Source organism: Afipia dichlorophenoxyacetatis (genome assembly GCF_055386385.1).
In genome coordinates this window covers 3948183-3965494 of the sequence record NZ_AP029250.1, presented here as the reverse complement: position 1 = coordinate 3965494, position 17312 = coordinate 3948183, and the positions used below count along the sequence as shown (strand labels likewise).

Sequence of the window (17312 nt, the reverse complement as noted above, 5' to 3'; positions counted from 1 at the left end):
AGACTAGATCCAAGACTAAAGGTTCATGAACTGTTCGGGAGCGTATCGCCGGTTCAGGCGATGGCGTCAACCATCGCCGTCACAGAAGCCCGGTCAGACCGGCTCGCCGGTCAGGATCAGGGAGGCGTTTTGGCCGCCGAATCCGAACGAATTGGACATCACGGCCGTCACGCGGGCGTCGCGTGCCTGGTTCGGCACCACATCGAACGGGATTGCAGGGTCGGGCACGTCGTAATTGATCGTGGGCGGGATGCGCTGGTGTTCGAGCGTCAGTAGCGAAAATACCGCTTCGACCGCGCCCGCGGCCGAAAGGGTATGGCCGACCATCGACTTGTTGGACGAAACCGGCACCTGCTTGGCGCGCTCGCCGAATACGGTCGAGATGCCGAGGTATTCCATCTTGTCGTTCTCGGGCGTGCCGGTGCCGTGGGCGTTGATATAGTCGATCCGCTCGACGTCCATCCCGGCATCAGCCAATGCATTGCGAACGCAACCCACGATCGGTTTTCCGTCCGGGCTGGATCGGGTGCGGTGGAAGGAATCTGCCAGCTCGCCGCAACCGGCCACAACGCCGAGAATTTTTGCTCCGCGCGCAGTCGCTGACTCGAGGCTTTCGAGCACGAGCGCTCCTGCGCCTTCGGCCATCACGAAGCCATCGCGATTCTTCGCGAAAGGACGCACTGCGCCCTGCGGCGGCTCGTTATGAGTTGAGAGGGCGGACAACAGCGAAAAGCGGATCAGGGCTTCGGCATTCACCGAGCCGTCCGTTGCCACGCAAAGCGCAGCGTCGGTCTCACCGCGGCGGATTGCCTCGACACCGAGTTGAATGGCGGTGGCGCCCGACGCGCATGCGGTGGACAACGAAATAGGCGAGCCCTTGGTGCCGAAGGTTTCTGCCAGATGGTCAGCAACCGAGCCAAATACGAAGCGGCGATGGAGATCCGTAAACTTTCCGCCACCGCTGGCGCGCAGCAGCGCGTCGTAATCTATGCCGGACTGCAAGCCAGTGGCGCGGCCAATGTCCTGGCGAGGAGGCCACTCGAGTTCGACCGGCGCAACAGCCAGAAACAAGGGGCCTGGGAAGTCGCCCTTCGTGCCAATGTTCGCCTGGGCGACCGCTTCTTCAGTCGCAACGTCGGCGAGGCGTTCAGAAAGAACGGTGGATGAGAAAGGTTCGATGGAAAGGAAATCGACGGTGCCGGCCATCGTGGTCTTCATGCCGTCAGTCGGGAAACGCGTGATCGTGCGAATTCCGGACTCGCCAGCGGAGAGCTTCGCCCAATTGTCGGATTTGCCGGCGCCCAGCGAGGTGACAACGCCCATGCCCGTGACAACGATAATAGGCCGTCCGAATTTATCGCGTTTCGCTGTCATGGTGTCCCCGCAGTTATACAGCTTCGACCAGCGCCATGCCTTCGCCGCGCCAGTGGCCAGCCCCAATCACCACAATCTGGGAAGGCGCCTTGGACATTTCAATCTCGACATTGCTGCCATCATTCGCGGGGAATAGCCCTCCGCGGGAGACCGACAACGCGGCAAGCGCTATCCCGAGGGGGAACTGCGCTTCCATGATGTGGCCGAAAGAAGTGCCCGTGGCGCGTACGGGGATGTCCTTATGTTTCGCCAGGAAAGCCCGCTCCTCAGCGGTCACCTGGGCTGCCCCCGTTGCACCGGTGATGATGGCCGCATCGCTTCCAACTGGGCCAAGCTTTGACCACAACCGATCCATCGTCGAGGTGACATCGCCCGCGGTTTTGCGCCGTGCGAGGTCGGAGACTACGTTCGTGAGCTTCGCGTAGGGCTTCGCACCGCGCGCTAGCGCGTGCTCCTTGGATTCCAGAACCAGGAAGGCTCCGCCGGAGCCAAGCGCGAAACCGTTCGCACGCTCCCATACCGAGGCAAACTTGTCTTTCAGGTTGTAATCCGCGAACTCATAGAGCATCAGCAGATCTTTGCGCTCGCCGTTCTGCGCAGCACCAACGAGGGCGATATCGCTCTGGCCTGCCGCGATACGTGCCAGCGCAATGCGGACGGCATCAACGCCCGCGGCTTCCTCACCCATGAAGGTGCGGGATGATCCGGTCACGCCGTGGACGATGGCGATGTTGCCTGCGAGCAGGTTGGAAAGCTGCGCCAGAAACAGCGTCGGGCGCAGGTCGTTCATCAAGCGTTCGTTCAACGAAGCCGGAGAGTCGTTGCTCTGGGCCTGCGCGTTGAGAACGGCCGAGTCCACAGCGAGATCGCGTTCGCCGCCACCGGCGGCAACGATCATGTCCGTCCGGGAAAGAATCTCGGTATTGCCTTTGATGCCTGCCGAATCGAGCGCGAGCCCTGCGGCGTAGGTGCCGATGCGCTGCCAGGCTTCCATCTGGCGCTGATCACCCTTTTTAGGGATCTGTGAGTCAAAGCTGACCTTCACCATGGGGTGAACGATATACGGCGCGAACGACGTCACGTCCGCATTGATCTCTTTCTTGCTCAGAGCATCCCAATGCGCGTCCAGCCCTTCGCCCAGCGAGGTCGCAAGGCCAATGCCGGTGATCCAGGTTTCACGCGACCCGCCGTTCGATGTGGGCTCAGTCATGAGTCATAGCCTGTTCGGGAAAGCCGAGCTGCTTCGCCATCGCTTCCATGTGTCCACGCAGTTCTGCGTTCGGAAATGGCGTGTGGCGGAAAGTCAGCGTGGCGTTGCATTTCAGCTTGCCGTTGACGCGCACCTTTGCCTCCGTGATCGCAAAGCCTGACCCATCGTGGGAGAGGCTGGCATCAATAGTCAGCAGTTCGCCCGGCTTTACGAAATCCCGCATCTTGGCTTCTTTGACGCTGGCGAGAAATGGCATGCGTTCGAACTTCAACAGAGCGATCAGAAGCCAGCCCGACGTCTGCGCCATCGCCTCGATCAGCAAAACGCCCGGCATCAGCGGATAGCCGGGGAAGTGCCCTTCGAAGATCGTATTGGTCTGCGGGACTTGGGCTTCAACCGTAATGGTCCGTTCGCCGACGTTGAGGTCGGCGATCCGGTCGATCAGTTTGAAATATTCGAGGTGCATGGCGGGGGCGCGTCAGGCGCCCTTGGCCGCGACCAGCTCGTCGATACGGGCGCTGAGGTTCTTCAGAACGAAGTACTGCTCTGTAGTCGCCTTGCCGTCGTTGACCTCCTGGGTCCACTTTTCAAGCGGCAATTTGATGCCGAATGCCTTGTCGATTGCGAATGCAATGTCGAGGAAATCCAGGCTGTCGATGCCCAGATCGTCGATTGCATGGCTCTCAGGGGTGATCGTGTCGCGGGGAATGTCGCATGTTTCCGCAATGATCGTGGCGACCTGATCGAATGTAGTCGACATCTATAAACCTTTGATATTTCGGGGTAAATTGCCCATTCTTGGCGCGGAGCAGGAACAGGGAAGGCTGTCGCAGCCCCCGAAGGGACGAGTGTTAAATTCCCGTATATCGGAGCAGGGGGCCGAGTTCAATGGCACAGGGAGCCACGGTGGACAGCCTGGGGATGGCTAGAGTCCCGATTCCGAAGTTCGCATGATACCGCTGCTCGTTCGTCTGCGAACTTCGGAATCGAAGGGCTCTAGCAAGTTATTGTTCTAGTGTGGCTTTGGTTCTGAAGTCCGCATTCCGGACTCGCAGCAAGCATGATGCGGACTTCAGAACCGCCACACTAGTTGTACCGAGCTAGATGGACGGCCTGGGCGGAGATGTGAGCGCAATCCCGCCGGCCCATCAAAACGCAGTCCTGCGTATTGCGAAGATCGGCAAGAGTCATCGCCAGCCAAATTCCGATGCCTGTCAGCGCCGCCGTGAAAACGATCGCGGCAACATTAGCAATCATCCGATGGCGATACTCTTCAGGGCTCTCACGTCCACGCTCATATTGTGACAGATCAGGCGCAGCCTTGTCGCTCCCAACATGGGCGACGTTGTCGGTGTTCTCATTCGCAACAGGTGCAGGCGGTCGCGCCAAGGTGCGCGGGCGGAATTTCACTACGCGATTTTCGCCGTCCGTCATCACTGGTCGCTGAATGGTCATGAATCGAAATCCGAATTGCCAATTGTTTTAGCACGTCGATTCAAGGTGTCTTGAAAAAAGAAGGTATTCCTGTGATGCCTTAAAGGATAGATGGAACCGATTGTCGTTGTTCGGCCAATCTCACGTCGCGGACCATGCAGACAATTTAGTTTGCACTGCATCATGCCCCGATCGTGATGTCCAGCCGGATCACATTTTCGGTACATATTCGCTGTCTTACGCATCGGAGGTTGTCGAACCCAATGGCGAACAAACGCGAGCCAGTCCTGGAGCCAGTTTCAATCCTCTCTCTGCGTCCCACGCAGATGACTGTCGGTATGAGAGAGGTCAATGAGAAGCGCAAACGGTGGCGAAACCACACCAAAAAGAAGCGCGCCGAGCTGCTCGGAAGGCACATGATCCCGGTCGTGGTGGGTCCAGACAAGCGCAACTACGTCATCGACCATCACCATTTGGCCCGCGCCCTTCATGAAGAAGGTGAGAAGGACGTTCTGGTCTCGGTGGTCGCCGATCTCACGATGGTGGATAAAAAGGCATTCTGGGTGGTGCTGGATAACCATCGCTGGGTGTATCCCTACGACGCCAAGGGCGAACGTTGCCACTATGATGAGCTGCCGAAAAACATCACGGGTTTGAAAGACGATCCATTCCGGAGCCTGGCCGGCGAACTACGTCGTGCCGGTGGCTTTGCCAAGGACACAACGCCTTTCAGCGAATTCCTTTGGGCGGATTTTCTGCGCCGGCGCCTGCCGCGCAAATCCGTCGATGCCGATTTTGAAAAGGCTATCGAGCAGGCTCTGGCGTTGGGAAAAAGCAAAGACGCGATTTACTTGCCCGGCTGGTGTGGACCGGCTTCGGACGACTAAGGAGCGGGTGGCAAGTCTTCGCTATTCCGGCCGCTGAAAAGGCGATGGATCGCGCGCTCTAGCGGTCCGCCGAAGACAAGTAGCAAGAGCGCGATGCCGAGAGCGACGGCAACGAGCCGCCAGTGCCCCAAGCCGCACACCACGCCGATGCATGCGGTAAACCAGACACTCGCCGCGCTCGTGAGACCTTTCACCTTGTGCTGTTCGGCATGGACGATGACGCCAGCGCCAAGAAAGCCGATGCCGGTGAGAATTCCCTGAATGACGCGGCTCGTGGCGTCGGACAATCGTCCGGCTTCGAGGGCCGCAGGGTTGGCGATCATGACGGCAAGTGCGGTTGCGAGGCCGACCAGGCCCAACGTTCGCAACCCGATCGGCTTACCGTGCAGGTCGCGGTTGAGACCGATGGCGCCGGATGCGAGTGTTGCCACACCCAGCCGCAGGACGATGTCAGACCACTCGAGCAAATTGAAGCGCCTTTCTCTTTACGTCTTCGGGACTCGGCCCATCATATAGAATTCGTCGTTGGGCCGCATGTCCGTGACACTGGCCATGCGATTTGAAAGCGCGAAGAACGCGGCGATCGCTGCGATGTCCCAGATGTCGTCGTCGCTGAAGCCGTGCGCATGCAGCGTCTTAAAGTCGTCGGGGGATGTCTTTTGCGATTCCAGGCAAACCTTGACGGCGAAATCGAGCATCGCGCGCTCACGCGGTGTGATGTCGGCCTTGCGGTAGTTGTTCGCGATCTGGTCGGCGATGAGCGGATTCTTGGCGCGGATGCGCAGCACTGCGCCGTGGGAGACGATGCAATAGTGACATTGGTTGGCGGCGCTGGTCGCGACCACGATCATCTCGCGCTCGGCTTTGCTCAACCCGCCTTCTTTTTCCATCAGCGCGTCATTGTAGGCAAAAAACGCGCGAAACTCGTCCGGCCTGTAGGCCAGCGCGAGGAACACGTTTGGTACGAATCCGGATTTTTCCTGGACCGCTAGAATCCGCGTGCGGATGTCGTCTGGCAATGCGTTCAACGCAGGGACGGGAAAGCGGCTGATAGGACGTTGAGACATATGTATAGCCCGATATGAGAACTGTTGCCGCGAGCATAGGCGAAGGCGCCCGCCACGCAAGCGGCAGCTCTCCAACAATCGGGACGCAGATCAGCTCAGCGCAACGGCTTTTTCAGCAAGGAGAAGCGATCGGGATCGAGGCCCATGGATGGTTGCAGCATGGGAGCTTCAGACATGCGCGGGAGCGTACGATCGCCCAATCCGCCGCCGAAGACCGGGTCGTTCGGAGCTTCTCGGTGCGTTTGCGCGCCGCGCCAACGTTCCAACACCGAGCTGACGAAGTTGATGTCGTGACCGGTATAGGCGGTTGGCGAGGTTGCAATGGTCGCTTCGCCGCGTGGCAATTGATGCGTCGGCACTTCCTTGAAACGCAGACGGGTCGGCAGTGCGACGCCTTCGCCGAACGCAAGTACTTCGCGGGTGCCAAGCGATGGCACGAACGACAGAAGATTGGCTGCGGCGTCAGAAACCGCGGAGCGGAGCAGCGTCTGGTCACGGTCGTTAGCCAGCCGCATGGCAAACAGTGTGTTGCACTGGGAGATGATGGTCGCATCGAGCTCGGCCGGCCGTTGCGTGATCAATCCGAGATAAACGCCGTATTTGCGGCCTTCCTTGGCGATGCGCGATACGGCTTTTCGCGTCGGACCAAATCCGACACTACGATCGGCAGACGCATAACGGTGGGCTTCTTCGCACACGAACAGCAGCGGCGATGCGCCGTCGCTCCACAATCCAAAATCGAATGCCATGCGGCAAAGCACGGAAACGACGGAGTCCACAACCTCGGCGGGGAAGCCTGCGAGTTGCATAATGGTCATCGGCCGGCCATTTGCAGGCAAGCGGAATAGAAGGCTGACGACTTCAGCCATCGTGTCGCCGCCGACGTTCGCATTCTCGAACATGAACGCATAGCGCGGATCGTTCTTTACGGCTTCGATGCGCGAGATCAGCTTGTGGTAGACGATGCGTGAAGATCGATTTTCCAGCTTGCCCATGCGTTCGTCGATCAGCGAGATCAGGTCAACGAGCCGGTAGGGCACCGGTGTATCTGGTGTAAAGCCAACATTTTTCGGATCGGCCCGTTTAAGCCCAACGCGATCGGAGTTCTGGTATTGCGTGTAGGTTGCTTTTGCGAGCGGGATCAACTCGACAAGCACCTCGAGTTCTTCAGGAACGCCAGGGCGTCCGCCAAAGATCACGTCGACGAACTCTTCAAAATTGAACAGCCAGAATGGTAGTTTGATATTGCGTGGATTAAGGACCAGTGCCTTGTCACCGAAGCAACGGCCATATTCGTTGTGCACGTCGAGCAGGAAGACGCGCAGGTTCGGCCGAACGCGGAGAATCTCGTTCAACAGTAACGAGACGCCGCTGGATTTTCCGACGCCCGTTGAACCTAGAATCGCGAAATGCTTGCTGAGCATTTCTTCGACATCGACGTGCGCGATGACGGAAGGATCCTGTTGCAGCGTGCCGATGCTGATCTGTTCGGCTTTCGATGGTGCGTAGACCGTTCTGAGCTGCTGATTGGTGAGCACATCGACCGCATCGCCGATGGTTGGATAAGACGTAACGCCGCGTTGAAAGCGGCCGGTCGGTCCGCTTGCGATTTCGCCGAGCAGGTCGACGGAAGCAACCGCCAAATAATTATCGGTTGTCGGCAGGTTTTCTCGCGTCACTTCAGTGATGATCGCCACGATCGTCGTCGTCGCGGTGCGAATTCCGAAGAATTGGCCGACGGTCGCGCGTGGAGCATTGTTCGAGATCTGGTTGGTCGCGAGGATTCCAACGCGGGCCTGTGAGCCGCGAACCGAAATCACGCGCCCAAGCGAGGTAGCCTGCGGTGAGGTCAACATGCGTAAGTTTTGCCTGTCAGGAATTTTGATTTCCCCGGACTATGACGGGCGTTGTTGCACAAATTGTTAAACAGGACGATGGAACCCGATCGAATCGAGGAGCCAGGACGGCCGGTGAGCGGGGCAAAGGGAGAGCGGGGCGCGTGGACCTATCTCTTAAAGCCAGCATCAAGTCGATTCGTCGTAGATCTACCTATCTAATTGTTTTTACAATAGAAAATAAGTTGATATCTGTTTCTCTGTCAACCCAGCGGAGATAGATCCGCAAGAATGTGGTTTCGATGAAAAGTGGGGGTAGACCGCGGCTCGCGCGCACTCTATATCGTGCGCCACGATTGATTTGCGGCTCCCGGTAGCGGGTGAGCTGAGCTAAGGCTTTGCTCCCTTGGGACGCTCGATCGATTGGGGAATAGTTCAACGGTAGAACAGCGGACTCTGACTCCGTTAATCTTGGTTCGAATCCAGGTTCCCCAGCCACATACTCCGAACCAATCAACAGCCTGATCTGAATAGGCTTTTTGCCGCAGACAGTGATCTGTGAGGGCCGCCTTGGACCACATTCGTGGAGCATAGCAACCAGCATTTTCTGAATTGTCCAAAGAATCGCCAATCGGGCGTTCGAATCCGCAGCCTAGGCGCAGTCTGACGGAGTTCTTTCTTTCGGCGCTCCACTTATTAGACCGTCTATTTGAAACATGGAGACTCGAGGTCCGCGGTTAGGGCTCAGTGGTGTCTCTGCTTTTGTTCGGTCGGGACACACACACAGCATCTTTCACAACCGACGAGCTCCTTGCATGCTTGGCCAGCGATTGGCCCGATGCGCAAGTGAAGCTCGCTTGAGGCGCGCGGGAGAGGGATATGAGCGTAACTGACAGCGTTCACTCTAGCGGCTGAAACAGATTCCCATAGATCGAAATCTGGGGGTGATAGAGTCGGGAGAGGAGGTCTCGTTACCTCTAGTGAGAGCGACTTTTGCGCGTGCGGCGAGACGGCGCGGTGGCCTCTCCATCGAGCAAGCCAAGGATAGGTCGGACGAGGCCCTCGAGTAATTTCCGATCTGGACGGACGCGTGCGAGTACTCTGATGCCAAGGAGGATACCAAGGAGCGATTTGGAAAGATCCTCGGCTGAATGATCGCGCGTAACGCTGCCATCTTTCTGGCCCTTAGAGACACACCGAAAGAAAAACGCCTCCACCTCGTTGAGAAACGTCGCTACAATGCTCAGAAAATCTGGGTCGAAGGGCGCGCTCTCTATCGCCGAATTCACTAGCATGCAGCCGCGACGCTGCTTGTCGGTCAGCGAGCGCTTGATGATTTCCTGAAGGAAACTGCTGATAGCCTCCCGCGGGGGCATGGCCGGTTCGATACGCCGAATTCGTTCACGGAAGGTTTGATCAAGATACCGATTAAGCGCTCTGGCATATAAACTGCGCTTGTCGCCAAAGGCATTGTAAAGACTGGCGCCGGCAATGTTCATTTCGTCGGCGAGGTCGCGCACGGAAGTCGCCTCATATCCGCGTTGCCAAAATCGCTCGATGGCCGCATCTAAAACAGCCGCCTCATCGAATTCACGCGGCCTCGCCATCTACTTTGAACCTCTTCCCATTGATAAATACCTAGTCTCTTGAACCTGTTACATAGCACCCGGTGCGGTGGGTTGACAATCTTGGTTGCTGCCGGAATTGGCCGCCGCAGGGCTGCTCATTTTAGAACGCGTGATCTACAATGACCGCAATTGCAGTCGAATCTGCCCGGGAAATGGGGATAAGGGGAAAGTCATGTCCCTTCCGCTGGATCATTGGCTTGCACAGGAGCTTTCTCGTTCGAAAGTTCCCACGCTTATCGCGACGTTTTCGAACAGGTTCAAGAAAATGCTGCCCCATGCCGAAGGTCCGCTCCTCGTGACTGAGCGTCACTTCTTGCAGGAGGATTCCGGTCCCGAAATGCGGGCCTGATCCGTCTCTTCCGAACAGGAAACGTTTGTATCGGGTGCCGGCGGCGCCGCTGACTTGAATGTCACCAAGTGCGGGCCATTTCGCTTTCGCGACATACGGCTTTGAACCCGCTGCGGATAGTTTCTGTTTTCTTCTGAGCACGAATAACAATGATTCCTCTAACGGCAGGAGAAAGACTGCCGTGATCGCGCTTGATTCATTTTAGATCACATGATCTAAAATGAATGATAATGCGGAACGAGCGCCAGCCTGACAGGCAAGTTGGTGCCGGCGCTACTGCTATCGGCCTCTTGCTTGGCAGCTGCCATTCAATCGCCTCCAGAGAGGAAGCCAATGATTCGTTTTTATTTTCATCCGACACCTAACCCGGCCAAAGTCGCGCTCATGCTTGAGGAAGTTGGACTCGAATATGAGGTGATCCCTGTCGACACCAGTAAGGGTGAGCAGCACGAACCGAAATTTCGTGCCATCAATCCGAACGGAAAGGTGCCCGCGATCGTCGATACGGATGGAGCTGGAGGAAACGAAATACGGGTTTTTGATTCAGGAGCGATCCTGCTTTATCTAGGCGAAAAGACGGGGCGCCTCATTGGCTCGCCGAACGAGAAGGGAGAGCTGTTGTCGTGGTTGTTTTTTATAGCCACGGGTATCGGCCCTTTCTCGGGGCAGGCTGTTCATTTCCAGCACGCGGCTCCAGAAAAACTGGGCTATGCGATCAATCGCTACCGCCGGGAAGTCGAGCGTCATTATGAGGTGTTGGACGTTCATCTCAAGGGGCGTGAATTCATCGTCGGAGATAAGTTTTCGGTCGCTGACATCTCGGCGTGGGGGTGGCTCGACCGTGCTCCTCGCGTGTTGCCTGGTGAGGCTGCCGCGATCGCAGCTTTTCCGAATCTTGAACGCTGGTTCAAAGCCATTGATGCTCGGCCCGCTGTTGCCAAAGCCAGAGCAGTCGGGACGGATCACGCGTTCAAGAAGGAAATGGATGAAGAAACACGACGCGCGCTGTTTCCTTCAAACTACCCCAAGGCTGCGCGCTAAAGACGCGACGTTATCCCCCCCAAAAAACATGTGACATGAGACAACCATGAATCTTCAAGGAAAGCGGGTACTGATCACCGGCGGCTCGAGCGGTATTGGATACGCGATTGCCGAGGGGATGTTGGAAAAAGGAGCACGCGTTGTGATCACCGGCCGTCGGCCGGATGTTTTGCAGGCCGCTACGGAGCAATTGCGCAAAAGGGGGCGCGTGGAGTACGCCGCTGCCGACGTGAGCAAAGAGGAGGGACGCAAGGCGACACTTGCATCGTCGCTCAAGTTCCTCGGCGGCCTAGATGTCCTCGTCAATAATGCAGGAGGGGTACGGGCGGGGCGTCTCGAAGACACGGCAGAGGACGAGATCCGCACCATGATTGAGGTCGACCTCGTCGCGCCCATCCTGCTCGCGCGCGCCGCATTGCCCGCACTTCGTGAGAGCGGCGATAGCCTTATTGTCAATGTCACGTCCGGTATCGCGCTTGTTGCAGCCCCGTTTTACGCGACCTATGCCGGTGTCAAGGCAGGGCTCGCAAAGTTCGGTGAATCGTTGCGGCGAGAATTAAAGGGCGAGGGCGTGCATGTCATGACGGTTTATCCCGGAGCGACCGACACTCCGATGATGCATTCGTCGCGCGCAGGCCCTGAACTTGGCTTTGTACGTGAGCCCGCAAGCGCCGTTGCAACTGCAACGATTGAGGCAATCGAGCAAAATGCCTTCGAGGTTATCCGCGGTGGGGAGACGCGCGCCAAGATGATCGCCCTTAATCGTGACGATCCAGCAGCACTCGACAAGCGGTTCCTCGATCTGAAGCCGGCGCTCGCGGAGGCGGTTCGCGACCACTCAGCTCTTTAGATGCGGAATGGCCCGTTCGCTAGGGCAGAGAAGTGAGCTAGAGGGAAGAAGGAGTGGGACGGTGACACGCTTTGCACTTTACGTCGAGTTGAAAGCCAAACCTGGCCGCGAGGAAGACGTAGCGGCTTTTCTTACGAACGCGCGTGACCTTGTCGCGGCAGAGGCTGGTACTGTCACCTGGTTTGCCGTACGCTTTGACAAAGCAACGTTCGCGATTTTTGATGCGTTCGATGATGAGGCGGGGCGGAACGCACATTTGAATGGCGCCGTCGCCGCGGGCCTGATGACCCACGCTGCCGAACTTCTTTCGGTCGCGCCTGAAATCCGCCAGCCATCGGTACTCGCGGACAAGCTGCCTAGCCAGGTTATCAGTTAACGCGTCGCTGAAGCTGAGGCGGTCTTCGAGGAACTTATTAGTATGCTGAAGATTTGGGGCCGTGCAAATTCGATCAACGTCCAGAAAGTACTCTGGTGTTGTGTCGAACTTGGCCTCGAATTCCAGCGCATTGACGCCGGCAATGAACTTGGAATGACTCACACCTCAGCATATCGGGCACTCAATCCCAATGGACTCGTCCCCACAATCGAAGACGGCGATTTTGAGCTTTGGGAATCGAACGTGATTGTCCGCTATCTCGCGAATAAGGCGGGCGATGGTCGTCTCTTTCCGACTGAATTGAAGAGGCGTTTCGATGCGGAGCGCTGGATGGATTGGCAGGCCACAGTATTCTGGCCGGCGTTACGGCCGCTTTTCATCCAACTGATCAGGACCAAGCCGAAAAATCGCGATGCGGTGGTTATTGCCCGCGCTGAAGAGCTGTCGTTGCGCGCTGTGCGGATACTTGATGCCAGACTTTCCAATCGGGCATTTCTCGCCGGCGACTCGTTTTCGATGGGCGATATTCCGGCCGCGGTGGCTGTTCACCGTTGGTACGAACTGGAGACCCCCCATCCAGAGCTTCTTCATCTGCAGCGTTGGTATGGGCGAATAAAGGAGCGGTCGGCTTTTCGGAAGGTGGTGATGGTGCCTCTTAGTTAACGCCGCTCGAGCGTCAGGCGATACGACAGTCGACACAAGTCTCCCTCAGTGGCGTCAGGCGAGCGAGGACGAGGTTAAACAGCAGCCCGAAGTCGTTTAGAGACAGCAACGACGATGTAGGACGAAGTGCTTGATTGTCTAAGGCTTGAGAAAAATTCCTCTTAAGCGTCGAGGCGGGGACCGCCGCCGTAAATTGCAACGCTTATCCGGATGCGGATCTTGCGGTTGATCCACGCTTCCGAAGACGAGGAGAGCCGTAGAGATGGATAAGTGATTCCCATACAGCGGTGGCGGCGGGTGATAGCGATCTATCGTAACGGCGAAACAAGAGAATTGTCCGGCTTACGGATGGCCTTACGAGCTTGCAGGTAACGACGCCAGGATGGGTTGCATGAGGGGCGACCATTTCCGGTATTACTGCAACGCCCAGTCCTGCCTCGATCATGCCAACCACAGAGCTTGGTTGCGCAAGCTCAAGAAAGATCTCGGGCTTGATACCAAGGCGCGCCATGGTGTCGACAATCAGCTGGCGGCTCCCCGAAGTGTTGTTGAGCATAATCAATCGACGATCGACGAGTTGTTGCCAGGAAACAGTCTTTCGACGCGTCAAAGCGTCGTTGCGACGGCAAACTAGAACGAACGGATCTTCAAGAAGCCTCTGAATCTCGAACTCCGATGTGTCGATTTCGCCACTTGAGAGACCGAATTCGATATCGCCACGGAGGACCTTGGCGACCACTTCTCGGGCTGCAATATCTTCGATCGCAAAAGACACCTCTGGCCATTTCATGGCGCAGTAGTCTATGCAGCGCGGCATGAGGCCGCGAGCGACTGATGGCACGCACGCCATGATAACACGGCCACGGCGTTGCTCACCGATGTCGCGAAGCTCTTTCAGAGTGACATCGAGTTCTCCGATTAGGCGAGAGCTATTGGCGACGAGCGTCTGACCAACCATCGTCAGTCGCACCTGCCGTGTCGTGCGGTCCAGGAGCTTCACGCCCAGCTCCGTTTCCAGTTGCTGCACGGCGAGGCTCATGGCGCTTTGGGAAACGCCGATTTCTTCGGCCGCACGACTGAACGAGCCGTGCTTCGCAACTGCGAGAAAAATGCGTAACTGACGCAGAGCGATATTCATTTCTAAAACTCATTAAAGCATCTGATCTTTCAATTTTACTTCCGAATTGAGGAGGTTTTCAATTCTCTTATTCAAAACGGATAAGCGAGTGTGTGATGACGGACATCCTGACTCCCAGCGCGGCAGATACGGCTGGCGGTTCCAAAAGCAGCAGTGGCCCGATCAGAATTCTTGGGCGGTCAAATTCTTTCAACGTGCGCAAGGTTCTCTGGGTCTGCGACGAAATTGGTATTCCATTTACGCGCGAGGATTATGGCCGCGGCTTCGCTCCAACGAATACCCCAGAGTTTCTCAGGTTGAATCTAACAGGGCAGGTACCTGTCGTGGTCGACGGCGGGCGCGTGATGCGCGAGTCCAACACAATCGTCCGCTATCTCGCCGCCAAGTTTAATGCGGTCGATCTCTATCCCGACGATCCGGTAGGACGGCAGGCCATCGAAGAGTGGATGGATTGGGTAGCCTACGACGTCACGCATGCCTTGCGCGGGGCGTTTCTCGGCGGCCAACTAAAAGAAGCGCCGTACGATCATCCTTGGTATGTCGCGCAAGGCCAGAAAGAGCTCATTCACGTCATCGGCCTTTTGAATAAACACCTGACAAATCACGGACCCTACGTGATGGGGAACCGGTTCACGATTGCTGATATTCCGGTCGGCTTAGTGGTGAACCGATGGTTCTGTCTCACGCATCCGGGGCTCATAAGGCCGGACTACCCCGCGGTATCCGCTTATTACGAACTGATGACCGAACGTCCGGCCTTTCGAAAGCATGGTCGCAATGGTTTGCCGTGATTGGCACGCCGCGCTTTTCTTATGACAACTGAACGGAGCTTAGGATGACTTATACGCCCGGACGTCATTTCCTTCAGATACCCGGTCCGACAAACACACCGCTCCCAATACTTGCGGCAATCGCCAAGCCAACTATCGATCATAGAGGGCCCGAGTTCGGGAAGCTCGGTTTGAATGTATTGCAACGCATTCGGACTGTCTTCAAGACAGAGAATCCGGTGATCATCTATCCATGTTCCGGCACAGGGGCGTGGGAGGCGGCGCTCGTAAACACGTTGTCGCCGGGGGACCGCGTACTCATGTTTGAGACGGGTTGGTTCTCTACGCTCTGGAACTCCATGACGAAGGCGCTGGATCTTCGTTCGGACGTCATCAGAGGCGATTGGCGCTCTGGTGTGAAGGCTGACGCAATCGAAGAGGCGCTTCGCGCAGACACCGGGCATGCCATCAAGGCGGTGGCAGTCGTTCACAACGAGACGTCCACCGGCGTTACGTCCAATATAGCAGCCGTTCGACGGGCCATTGATAACGCAGGACATCCGGCACTATTGCTGGTCGACACAATCTCATCTCTCGGCTCCATCGACTATCGGCATGATGAGTGGGGCGTCGACGTGACCGTAGGGGGTTCGCAGAAGGGACTAATGCTTCCGCCCGGACTCGCGTTCAATGCTATCTCTCAAAAGGCGATCGCGGCCTCGCGGCAAGCTAAGTTACGGCGCAGCTTTCTCGGCTGGGATGAGATGCTCTCTGCGAACGAAAAAGGATATTTTCCGTACACGCCCTCGACCAACCTGTTGCAAGGCTTGAAGGTTGCTCTCGATTTGATCGAGGAAGAGGGGCTCGATCAGGTTTTTGCGCGACACGATCGGGCAGCGCTCGCCACGCGTCGGGCGGTCGAGCATTGGGGATTTGAAATTCAATGCCGCAATGAGTCGGAATATTCCTCGTCGTTGACTGCTGTTCGGCTGCCTGATGGACATTCGGCCGACGAACTCCGCAGTGAAATCCTGCAACGAACGAATATGTCCCTGGGAAACGGTCTTGGCCCTCTGGCTGACCGTGTATTTCGCATCGGGCACCTGGGTGATTTCAGCACGGCATCTGTCCTCGGCACCCTTTCAAGCGTTGAGATCGGCCTGAAGGCGAGGGGGATACCTTATCGCACAGGCGGAGTGAACGCGGCGATCGAGGTTTTGTCCGGTAATTCCCCGCCGATTGGCCGGGTTGTGCAAGCGGCGGAGTAGGAGAGCGAGCAAACAACTAGAGGCGATAAGTCGGAAAAATCGACGACGCCATGGGAGAGAAACAATGGTTGTTATCCAAGAAACGGAAGAGGCGCCACGAAGAGTGTCGTCGTCGCGCTCGTTCATCGGCGCGCATACCCTTGTTACGACGCTGCTCTGTGTCTTGTTCGCCATCATGTATCTTGATCGCGTGAATATTTCCGCTGCGGCTACTTCCGTCAAATCTCATTTTGCCCTCACGAATACAGAGATGGGTCTCGTCTTCAGCGGGTTTTCCTGGGCTTATTTGGCGTCTGTGCTCCTCGGAGGGTGGGGAGCAAGGAAGTTCGGCGCGCGATCCACATTGGTCGTTTGCGTTGTCGTTGTTGGATTGGGGACGATCGCGACCGGTCTCGCAGGAGGCCTTATCTCTCTTTTCATCGCGCGACTCGCTGTTGGTTTGGGCGAGGGACCCGCATTCCCAGCTGCGACACAGGCAATGCGCAATTGGTATCCGCCTGAGCGCTTCGGTTACATTCAGGGCATCACACACAGTGCGTCCCGCTTAGGAGCGGCGCTCGCGCCGCCGGTCGTCGCAGCATTGATCGCGTGGGGCGACTGGCAAGTCTCGTTTATGATTTGCGGCGTTGCGGCAATTGTCTGGTCCGCTCTATGGTGGGCGCTATTTCGCGACGATCCGCGGACGCATCCGATGCTCGATCCAAAAAGGCTGGAAGGATTGAGCATTTCTCTGCCAAGCCGGAGCGCGAAAACGCCGCTTTGGATTATCACGAAGCGGATGTTTCCCGTAACAATCGTGATGTTTGCCTACGGCTGGACCTACTGGGTGTTCGTCTCATGGCTCCCGCTCTATTTCGTCAATCAGCATGGCACCAATCTGAGCAGTTCCGCGATGCTGACCAGTGCGTTGTTCTTTGCTGGCTTGATCGGAAATACGGTCGGCGGCGTCGTCTCGGATCGCATTCTGTCGTTGACTGGACGTAATAGACTGGCTCGCTGCAGCGTCATTTTGGTGTCACTGCTGGGAGCTGCGGCTTTCATCACGCCGACGATGTTTTTAGATGACCTGCGGCTGGTCGTACCTTTGCTCGCAGGCGCCATGTTCTTTCTCGAGCTGACCATCGCGCCGATGTATGCGATCCCGATGGATATTTCGAAAGAGTATGCAGGTCTGGGGAGTGCTTACGTCATTATGGGAGTTGGCATCTCGGGAATCGTATCGCCGGTCGTGTTTGGGCGGTTGATCGATCTCACTGGCAGTTGGAATGTGCCGTTCGCTACGGGAGTCGCAATCCTATTGTGCGGCGCACTTGCCGTGAGCTTGCTACGTCCGGATATCCCTCTTGTCATCGATCATGTAAGAAGTACTCGGCATGACGCATAAGCGGCGTGCTCAAGATAAATAAACTTCGAGGAAATGTA

The 17312-nt window shown here is 57.0% G+C and carries 19 protein-coding genes and 1 tRNA gene; 10 read left to right on the top strand and 10 right to left on the bottom strand.

The annotated features are described in order from the left end of the window. Window positions 1-93: 93 nt before the first annotated feature. The 5 genes from ACZ5C3_RS18620 to ACZ5C3_RS18600 form a co-directional block, all read right to left on the bottom strand. On the bottom strand, window positions 94-1374 hold the full coding sequence (locus ACZ5C3_RS18620) for a beta-ketoacyl-ACP synthase (protein ID WP_464031989.1): 1281 nt from the start codon (window positions 1372-1374) through the stop codon (window positions 94-96). Between the two features lie 13 nt (window positions 1375-1387). Then, the gene (locus tag ACZ5C3_RS18615; protein WP_464031987.1) at window positions 1388-2584 is read right to left on the bottom strand and encodes a beta-ketoacyl-ACP synthase; all 1197 of its coding nucleotides are present in this window, start codon (window positions 2582-2584) and stop codon (window positions 1388-1390) included. Continuing rightward, on the bottom strand, window positions 2577-3050 hold the full coding sequence (locus ACZ5C3_RS18610; RefSeq protein ID WP_464031985.1) for a 3-hydroxyacyl-ACP dehydratase FabZ family protein: 474 nt from the start codon (window positions 3048-3050) through the stop codon (window positions 2577-2579). Before ACZ5C3_RS18610 ends, ACZ5C3_RS18615 begins: the two co-directional genes overlap by 8 nt. A gap of 12 nt (window positions 3051-3062) precedes the next feature. Then, window positions 3063-3344 (bottom strand): acyl carrier protein, encoded by a 282-nt coding sequence (locus ACZ5C3_RS18605; protein WP_143573138.1) that lies wholly within the window; start codon window positions 3342-3344, stop codon window positions 3063-3065. A gap of 326 nt (window positions 3345-3670) precedes the next feature. Then, window positions 3671-4039: a hypothetical protein gene (locus tag ACZ5C3_RS18600; protein ID WP_464031983.1), complete on the bottom strand. Its 369-nt coding sequence runs from the start codon at window positions 4037-4039 to the stop codon at window positions 3671-3673. Between the two features lie 242 nt (window positions 4040-4281). On the opposite strand from ACZ5C3_RS18600, the gene ACZ5C3_RS18595 reads away from it, so the two are divergent. Beyond that, window positions 4282-4905, top strand: a complete 624-nt coding sequence (locus tag ACZ5C3_RS18595) for a ParB-like protein (protein WP_464031981.1) — start codon at window positions 4282-4284, stop codon at window positions 4903-4905. Here the strand turns inward: ACZ5C3_RS18595 and ACZ5C3_RS18590 are convergent. The 3 genes from ACZ5C3_RS18590 to ACZ5C3_RS18580 all read right to left on the bottom strand — a co-directional run bounded on the left by ACZ5C3_RS18590 (window position 4902) and on the right by ACZ5C3_RS18580 (window position 7828). After that, window positions 4902-5372: an MgtC/SapB family protein gene (locus ACZ5C3_RS18590; protein WP_464031979.1), complete on the bottom strand. Its 471-nt coding sequence runs from the start codon at window positions 5370-5372 to the stop codon at window positions 4902-4904. The two genes, ACZ5C3_RS18595 and ACZ5C3_RS18590, sit on opposite strands and share 4 nt — an antisense overlap. Window positions 5373-5390: 18 nt before the next feature. Next, the gene (locus ACZ5C3_RS18585) at window positions 5391-5972 is read right to left on the bottom strand and encodes a peroxidase-related enzyme (protein WP_464031978.1); all 582 of its coding nucleotides are present in this window, start codon (window positions 5970-5972) and stop codon (window positions 5391-5393) included. 95 nt (window positions 5973-6067) lie between these two features. Then, entirely contained in the window at window positions 6068-7828 is a 1761-nt protein-coding gene (locus ACZ5C3_RS18580) for an ATP-binding protein (protein WP_464031976.1), read from the bottom strand. A gap of 403 nt (window positions 7829-8231) precedes the next feature. Here ACZ5C3_RS18580 and ACZ5C3_RS18575 point away from each other — a divergent pair. After that, window positions 8232-8305 (top strand) — tRNA-Gln (locus ACZ5C3_RS18575). A 479-nt stretch (window positions 8306-8784) separates the two neighbouring features. On the opposite strand, the gene ACZ5C3_RS18570 is transcribed toward ACZ5C3_RS18575, so the two are convergent. After that, entirely contained in the window at window positions 8785-9414 is a 630-nt protein-coding gene (locus ACZ5C3_RS18570) for a TetR/AcrR family transcriptional regulator (RefSeq protein ID WP_464031975.1), read from the bottom strand. A 193-nt stretch (window positions 9415-9607) separates the two neighbouring features. Here ACZ5C3_RS18570 and ACZ5C3_RS18565 point away from each other — a divergent pair, with 193 nt between their 5' ends. The 5 genes from ACZ5C3_RS18565 to ACZ5C3_RS18545 all read left to right on the top strand — a co-directional run bounded on the left by ACZ5C3_RS18565 (window position 9608) and on the right by ACZ5C3_RS18545 (window position 12714). Next, window positions 9608-9784, top strand: coding sequence for a hypothetical protein (locus ACZ5C3_RS18565; protein ID WP_464044207.1), 177 nt, complete (start codon window positions 9608-9610; stop codon window positions 9782-9784). A gap of 333 nt (window positions 9785-10117) precedes the next feature. Next, complete coding sequence (locus tag ACZ5C3_RS18560) at window positions 10118-10825, top strand: glutathione S-transferase family protein (RefSeq protein WP_464031973.1); 708 nt, start codon at window positions 10118-10120, stop codon at window positions 10823-10825. Between the two features lie 46 nt (window positions 10826-10871). Beyond that, on the top strand, window positions 10872-11675 hold the full coding sequence (locus tag ACZ5C3_RS18555; protein WP_464044206.1) for an SDR family NAD(P)-dependent oxidoreductase: 804 nt from the start codon (window positions 10872-10874) through the stop codon (window positions 11673-11675). Window positions 11676-11736: 61 nt separating this feature from the next. Beyond that, window positions 11737-12051 (top strand): putative quinol monooxygenase, encoded by a 315-nt coding sequence (locus ACZ5C3_RS18550; protein ID WP_464031971.1) that lies wholly within the window; start codon window positions 11737-11739, stop codon window positions 12049-12051. Window positions 12052-12093: 42 nt separating this feature from the next. Beyond that, a complete protein-coding gene (locus tag ACZ5C3_RS18545; RefSeq protein WP_464031969.1) occupies window positions 12094-12714 on the top strand; it encodes a glutathione S-transferase family protein in 621 nt (206 codons plus the stop codon). Window positions 12715-12916: 202 nt separating this feature from the next. Here the strand turns inward: ACZ5C3_RS18545 and ACZ5C3_RS18540 are convergent, their stop codons facing one another. Further along, entirely contained in the window at window positions 12917-13852 is a 936-nt protein-coding gene (locus ACZ5C3_RS18540) for a LysR family transcriptional regulator (protein WP_464031967.1), read from the bottom strand. A gap of 95 nt (window positions 13853-13947) precedes the next feature. Between ACZ5C3_RS18540 and ACZ5C3_RS18535 the strand changes: the two genes are divergently transcribed. The 3 genes from ACZ5C3_RS18535 (at window position 13948) to ACZ5C3_RS18525 (ending at window position 17274) form a co-directional block, all read left to right on the top strand. Then, window positions 13948-14643 (top strand): glutathione S-transferase family protein, encoded by a 696-nt coding sequence (locus tag ACZ5C3_RS18535; protein ID WP_464031966.1) that lies wholly within the window; start codon window positions 13948-13950, stop codon window positions 14641-14643. Between the two features lie 44 nt (window positions 14644-14687). Next, window positions 14688-15890, top strand: coding sequence for a pyridoxal-phosphate-dependent aminotransferase family protein (locus ACZ5C3_RS18530; RefSeq protein ID WP_464031964.1), 1203 nt, complete (start codon window positions 14688-14690; stop codon window positions 15888-15890). 64 nt (window positions 15891-15954) lie between these two features. After that, entirely contained in the window at window positions 15955-17274 is a 1320-nt protein-coding gene (locus ACZ5C3_RS18525) for an MFS transporter (protein WP_464031962.1), read from the top strand. Window positions 17275-17312 lie beyond the last annotated feature (38 nt).

Excerpts from the sequence above, each read along its gene's own strand:
- ACZ5C3_RS18615 (WP_464031987.1), bottom strand. The coding sequence starts at position 2,584 with ATGACTGAGCCCACATCGAACGGCGGGTCGCGTGAAACCTGGATCACC.
- ACZ5C3_RS18530 (WP_464031964.1), top strand. The coding sequence starts at position 14,688 with ATGACTTATACGCCCGGACGTCATTTCCTTCAGATACCCGGTCCGACA.
- ACZ5C3_RS18610 (WP_464031985.1), bottom strand. The coding sequence starts at position 3,050 with ATGCACCTCGAATATTTCAAACTGATCGACCGGATCGCCGACCTCAAC.
- ACZ5C3_RS18605 (WP_143573138.1), bottom strand. The coding sequence starts at position 3,344 with ATGTCGACTACATTCGATCAGGTCGCCACGATCATTGCGGAAACATGC.
- ACZ5C3_RS18540 (WP_464031967.1), bottom strand. The coding sequence starts at position 13,852 with ATGAATATCGCTCTGCGTCAGTTACGCATTTTTCTCGCAGTTGCGAAG.
- ACZ5C3_RS18580 (WP_464031976.1), bottom strand. The coding sequence starts at position 7,828 with ATGTTGACCTCACCGCAGGCTACCTCGCTTGGGCGCGTGATTTCGGTT.
- ACZ5C3_RS18555 (WP_464044206.1), top strand. The coding sequence starts at position 10,872 with ATGAATCTTCAAGGAAAGCGGGTACTGATCACCGGCGGCTCGAGCGGT.
- ACZ5C3_RS18620 (WP_464031989.1), bottom strand. The coding sequence starts at position 1,374 with ATGACAGCGAAACGCGATAAATTCGGACGGCCTATTATCGTTGTCACG.
- ACZ5C3_RS18545 (WP_464031969.1), top strand. The coding sequence starts at position 12,094 with ATGCTGAAGATTTGGGGCCGTGCAAATTCGATCAACGTCCAGAAAGTA.
- ACZ5C3_RS18600 (WP_464031983.1), bottom strand. The coding sequence starts at position 4,039 with ATGACCATTCAGCGACCAGTGATGACGGACGGCGAAAATCGCGTAGTG.
- ACZ5C3_RS18595 (WP_464031981.1), top strand. The coding sequence starts at position 4,282 with ATGGCGAACAAACGCGAGCCAGTCCTGGAGCCAGTTTCAATCCTCTCT.
- ACZ5C3_RS18570 (WP_464031975.1), bottom strand. The coding sequence starts at position 9,414 with ATGGCGAGGCCGCGTGAATTCGATGAGGCGGCTGTTTTAGATGCGGCC.
- ACZ5C3_RS18560 (WP_464031973.1), top strand. The coding sequence starts at position 10,118 with ATGATTCGTTTTTATTTTCATCCGACACCTAACCCGGCCAAAGTCGCG.
- ACZ5C3_RS18525 (WP_464031962.1), top strand. The coding sequence starts at position 15,955 with ATGGTTGTTATCCAAGAAACGGAAGAGGCGCCACGAAGAGTGTCGTCG.
- ACZ5C3_RS18535 (WP_464031966.1), top strand. The coding sequence starts at position 13,948 with ATGACGGACATCCTGACTCCCAGCGCGGCAGATACGGCTGGCGGTTCC.
- ACZ5C3_RS18565 (WP_464044207.1), top strand. The coding sequence starts at position 9,608 with ATGTCCCTTCCGCTGGATCATTGGCTTGCACAGGAGCTTTCTCGTTCG.
- ACZ5C3_RS18585 (WP_464031978.1), bottom strand. The coding sequence starts at position 5,972 with ATGTCTCAACGTCCTATCAGCCGCTTTCCCGTCCCTGCGTTGAACGCA.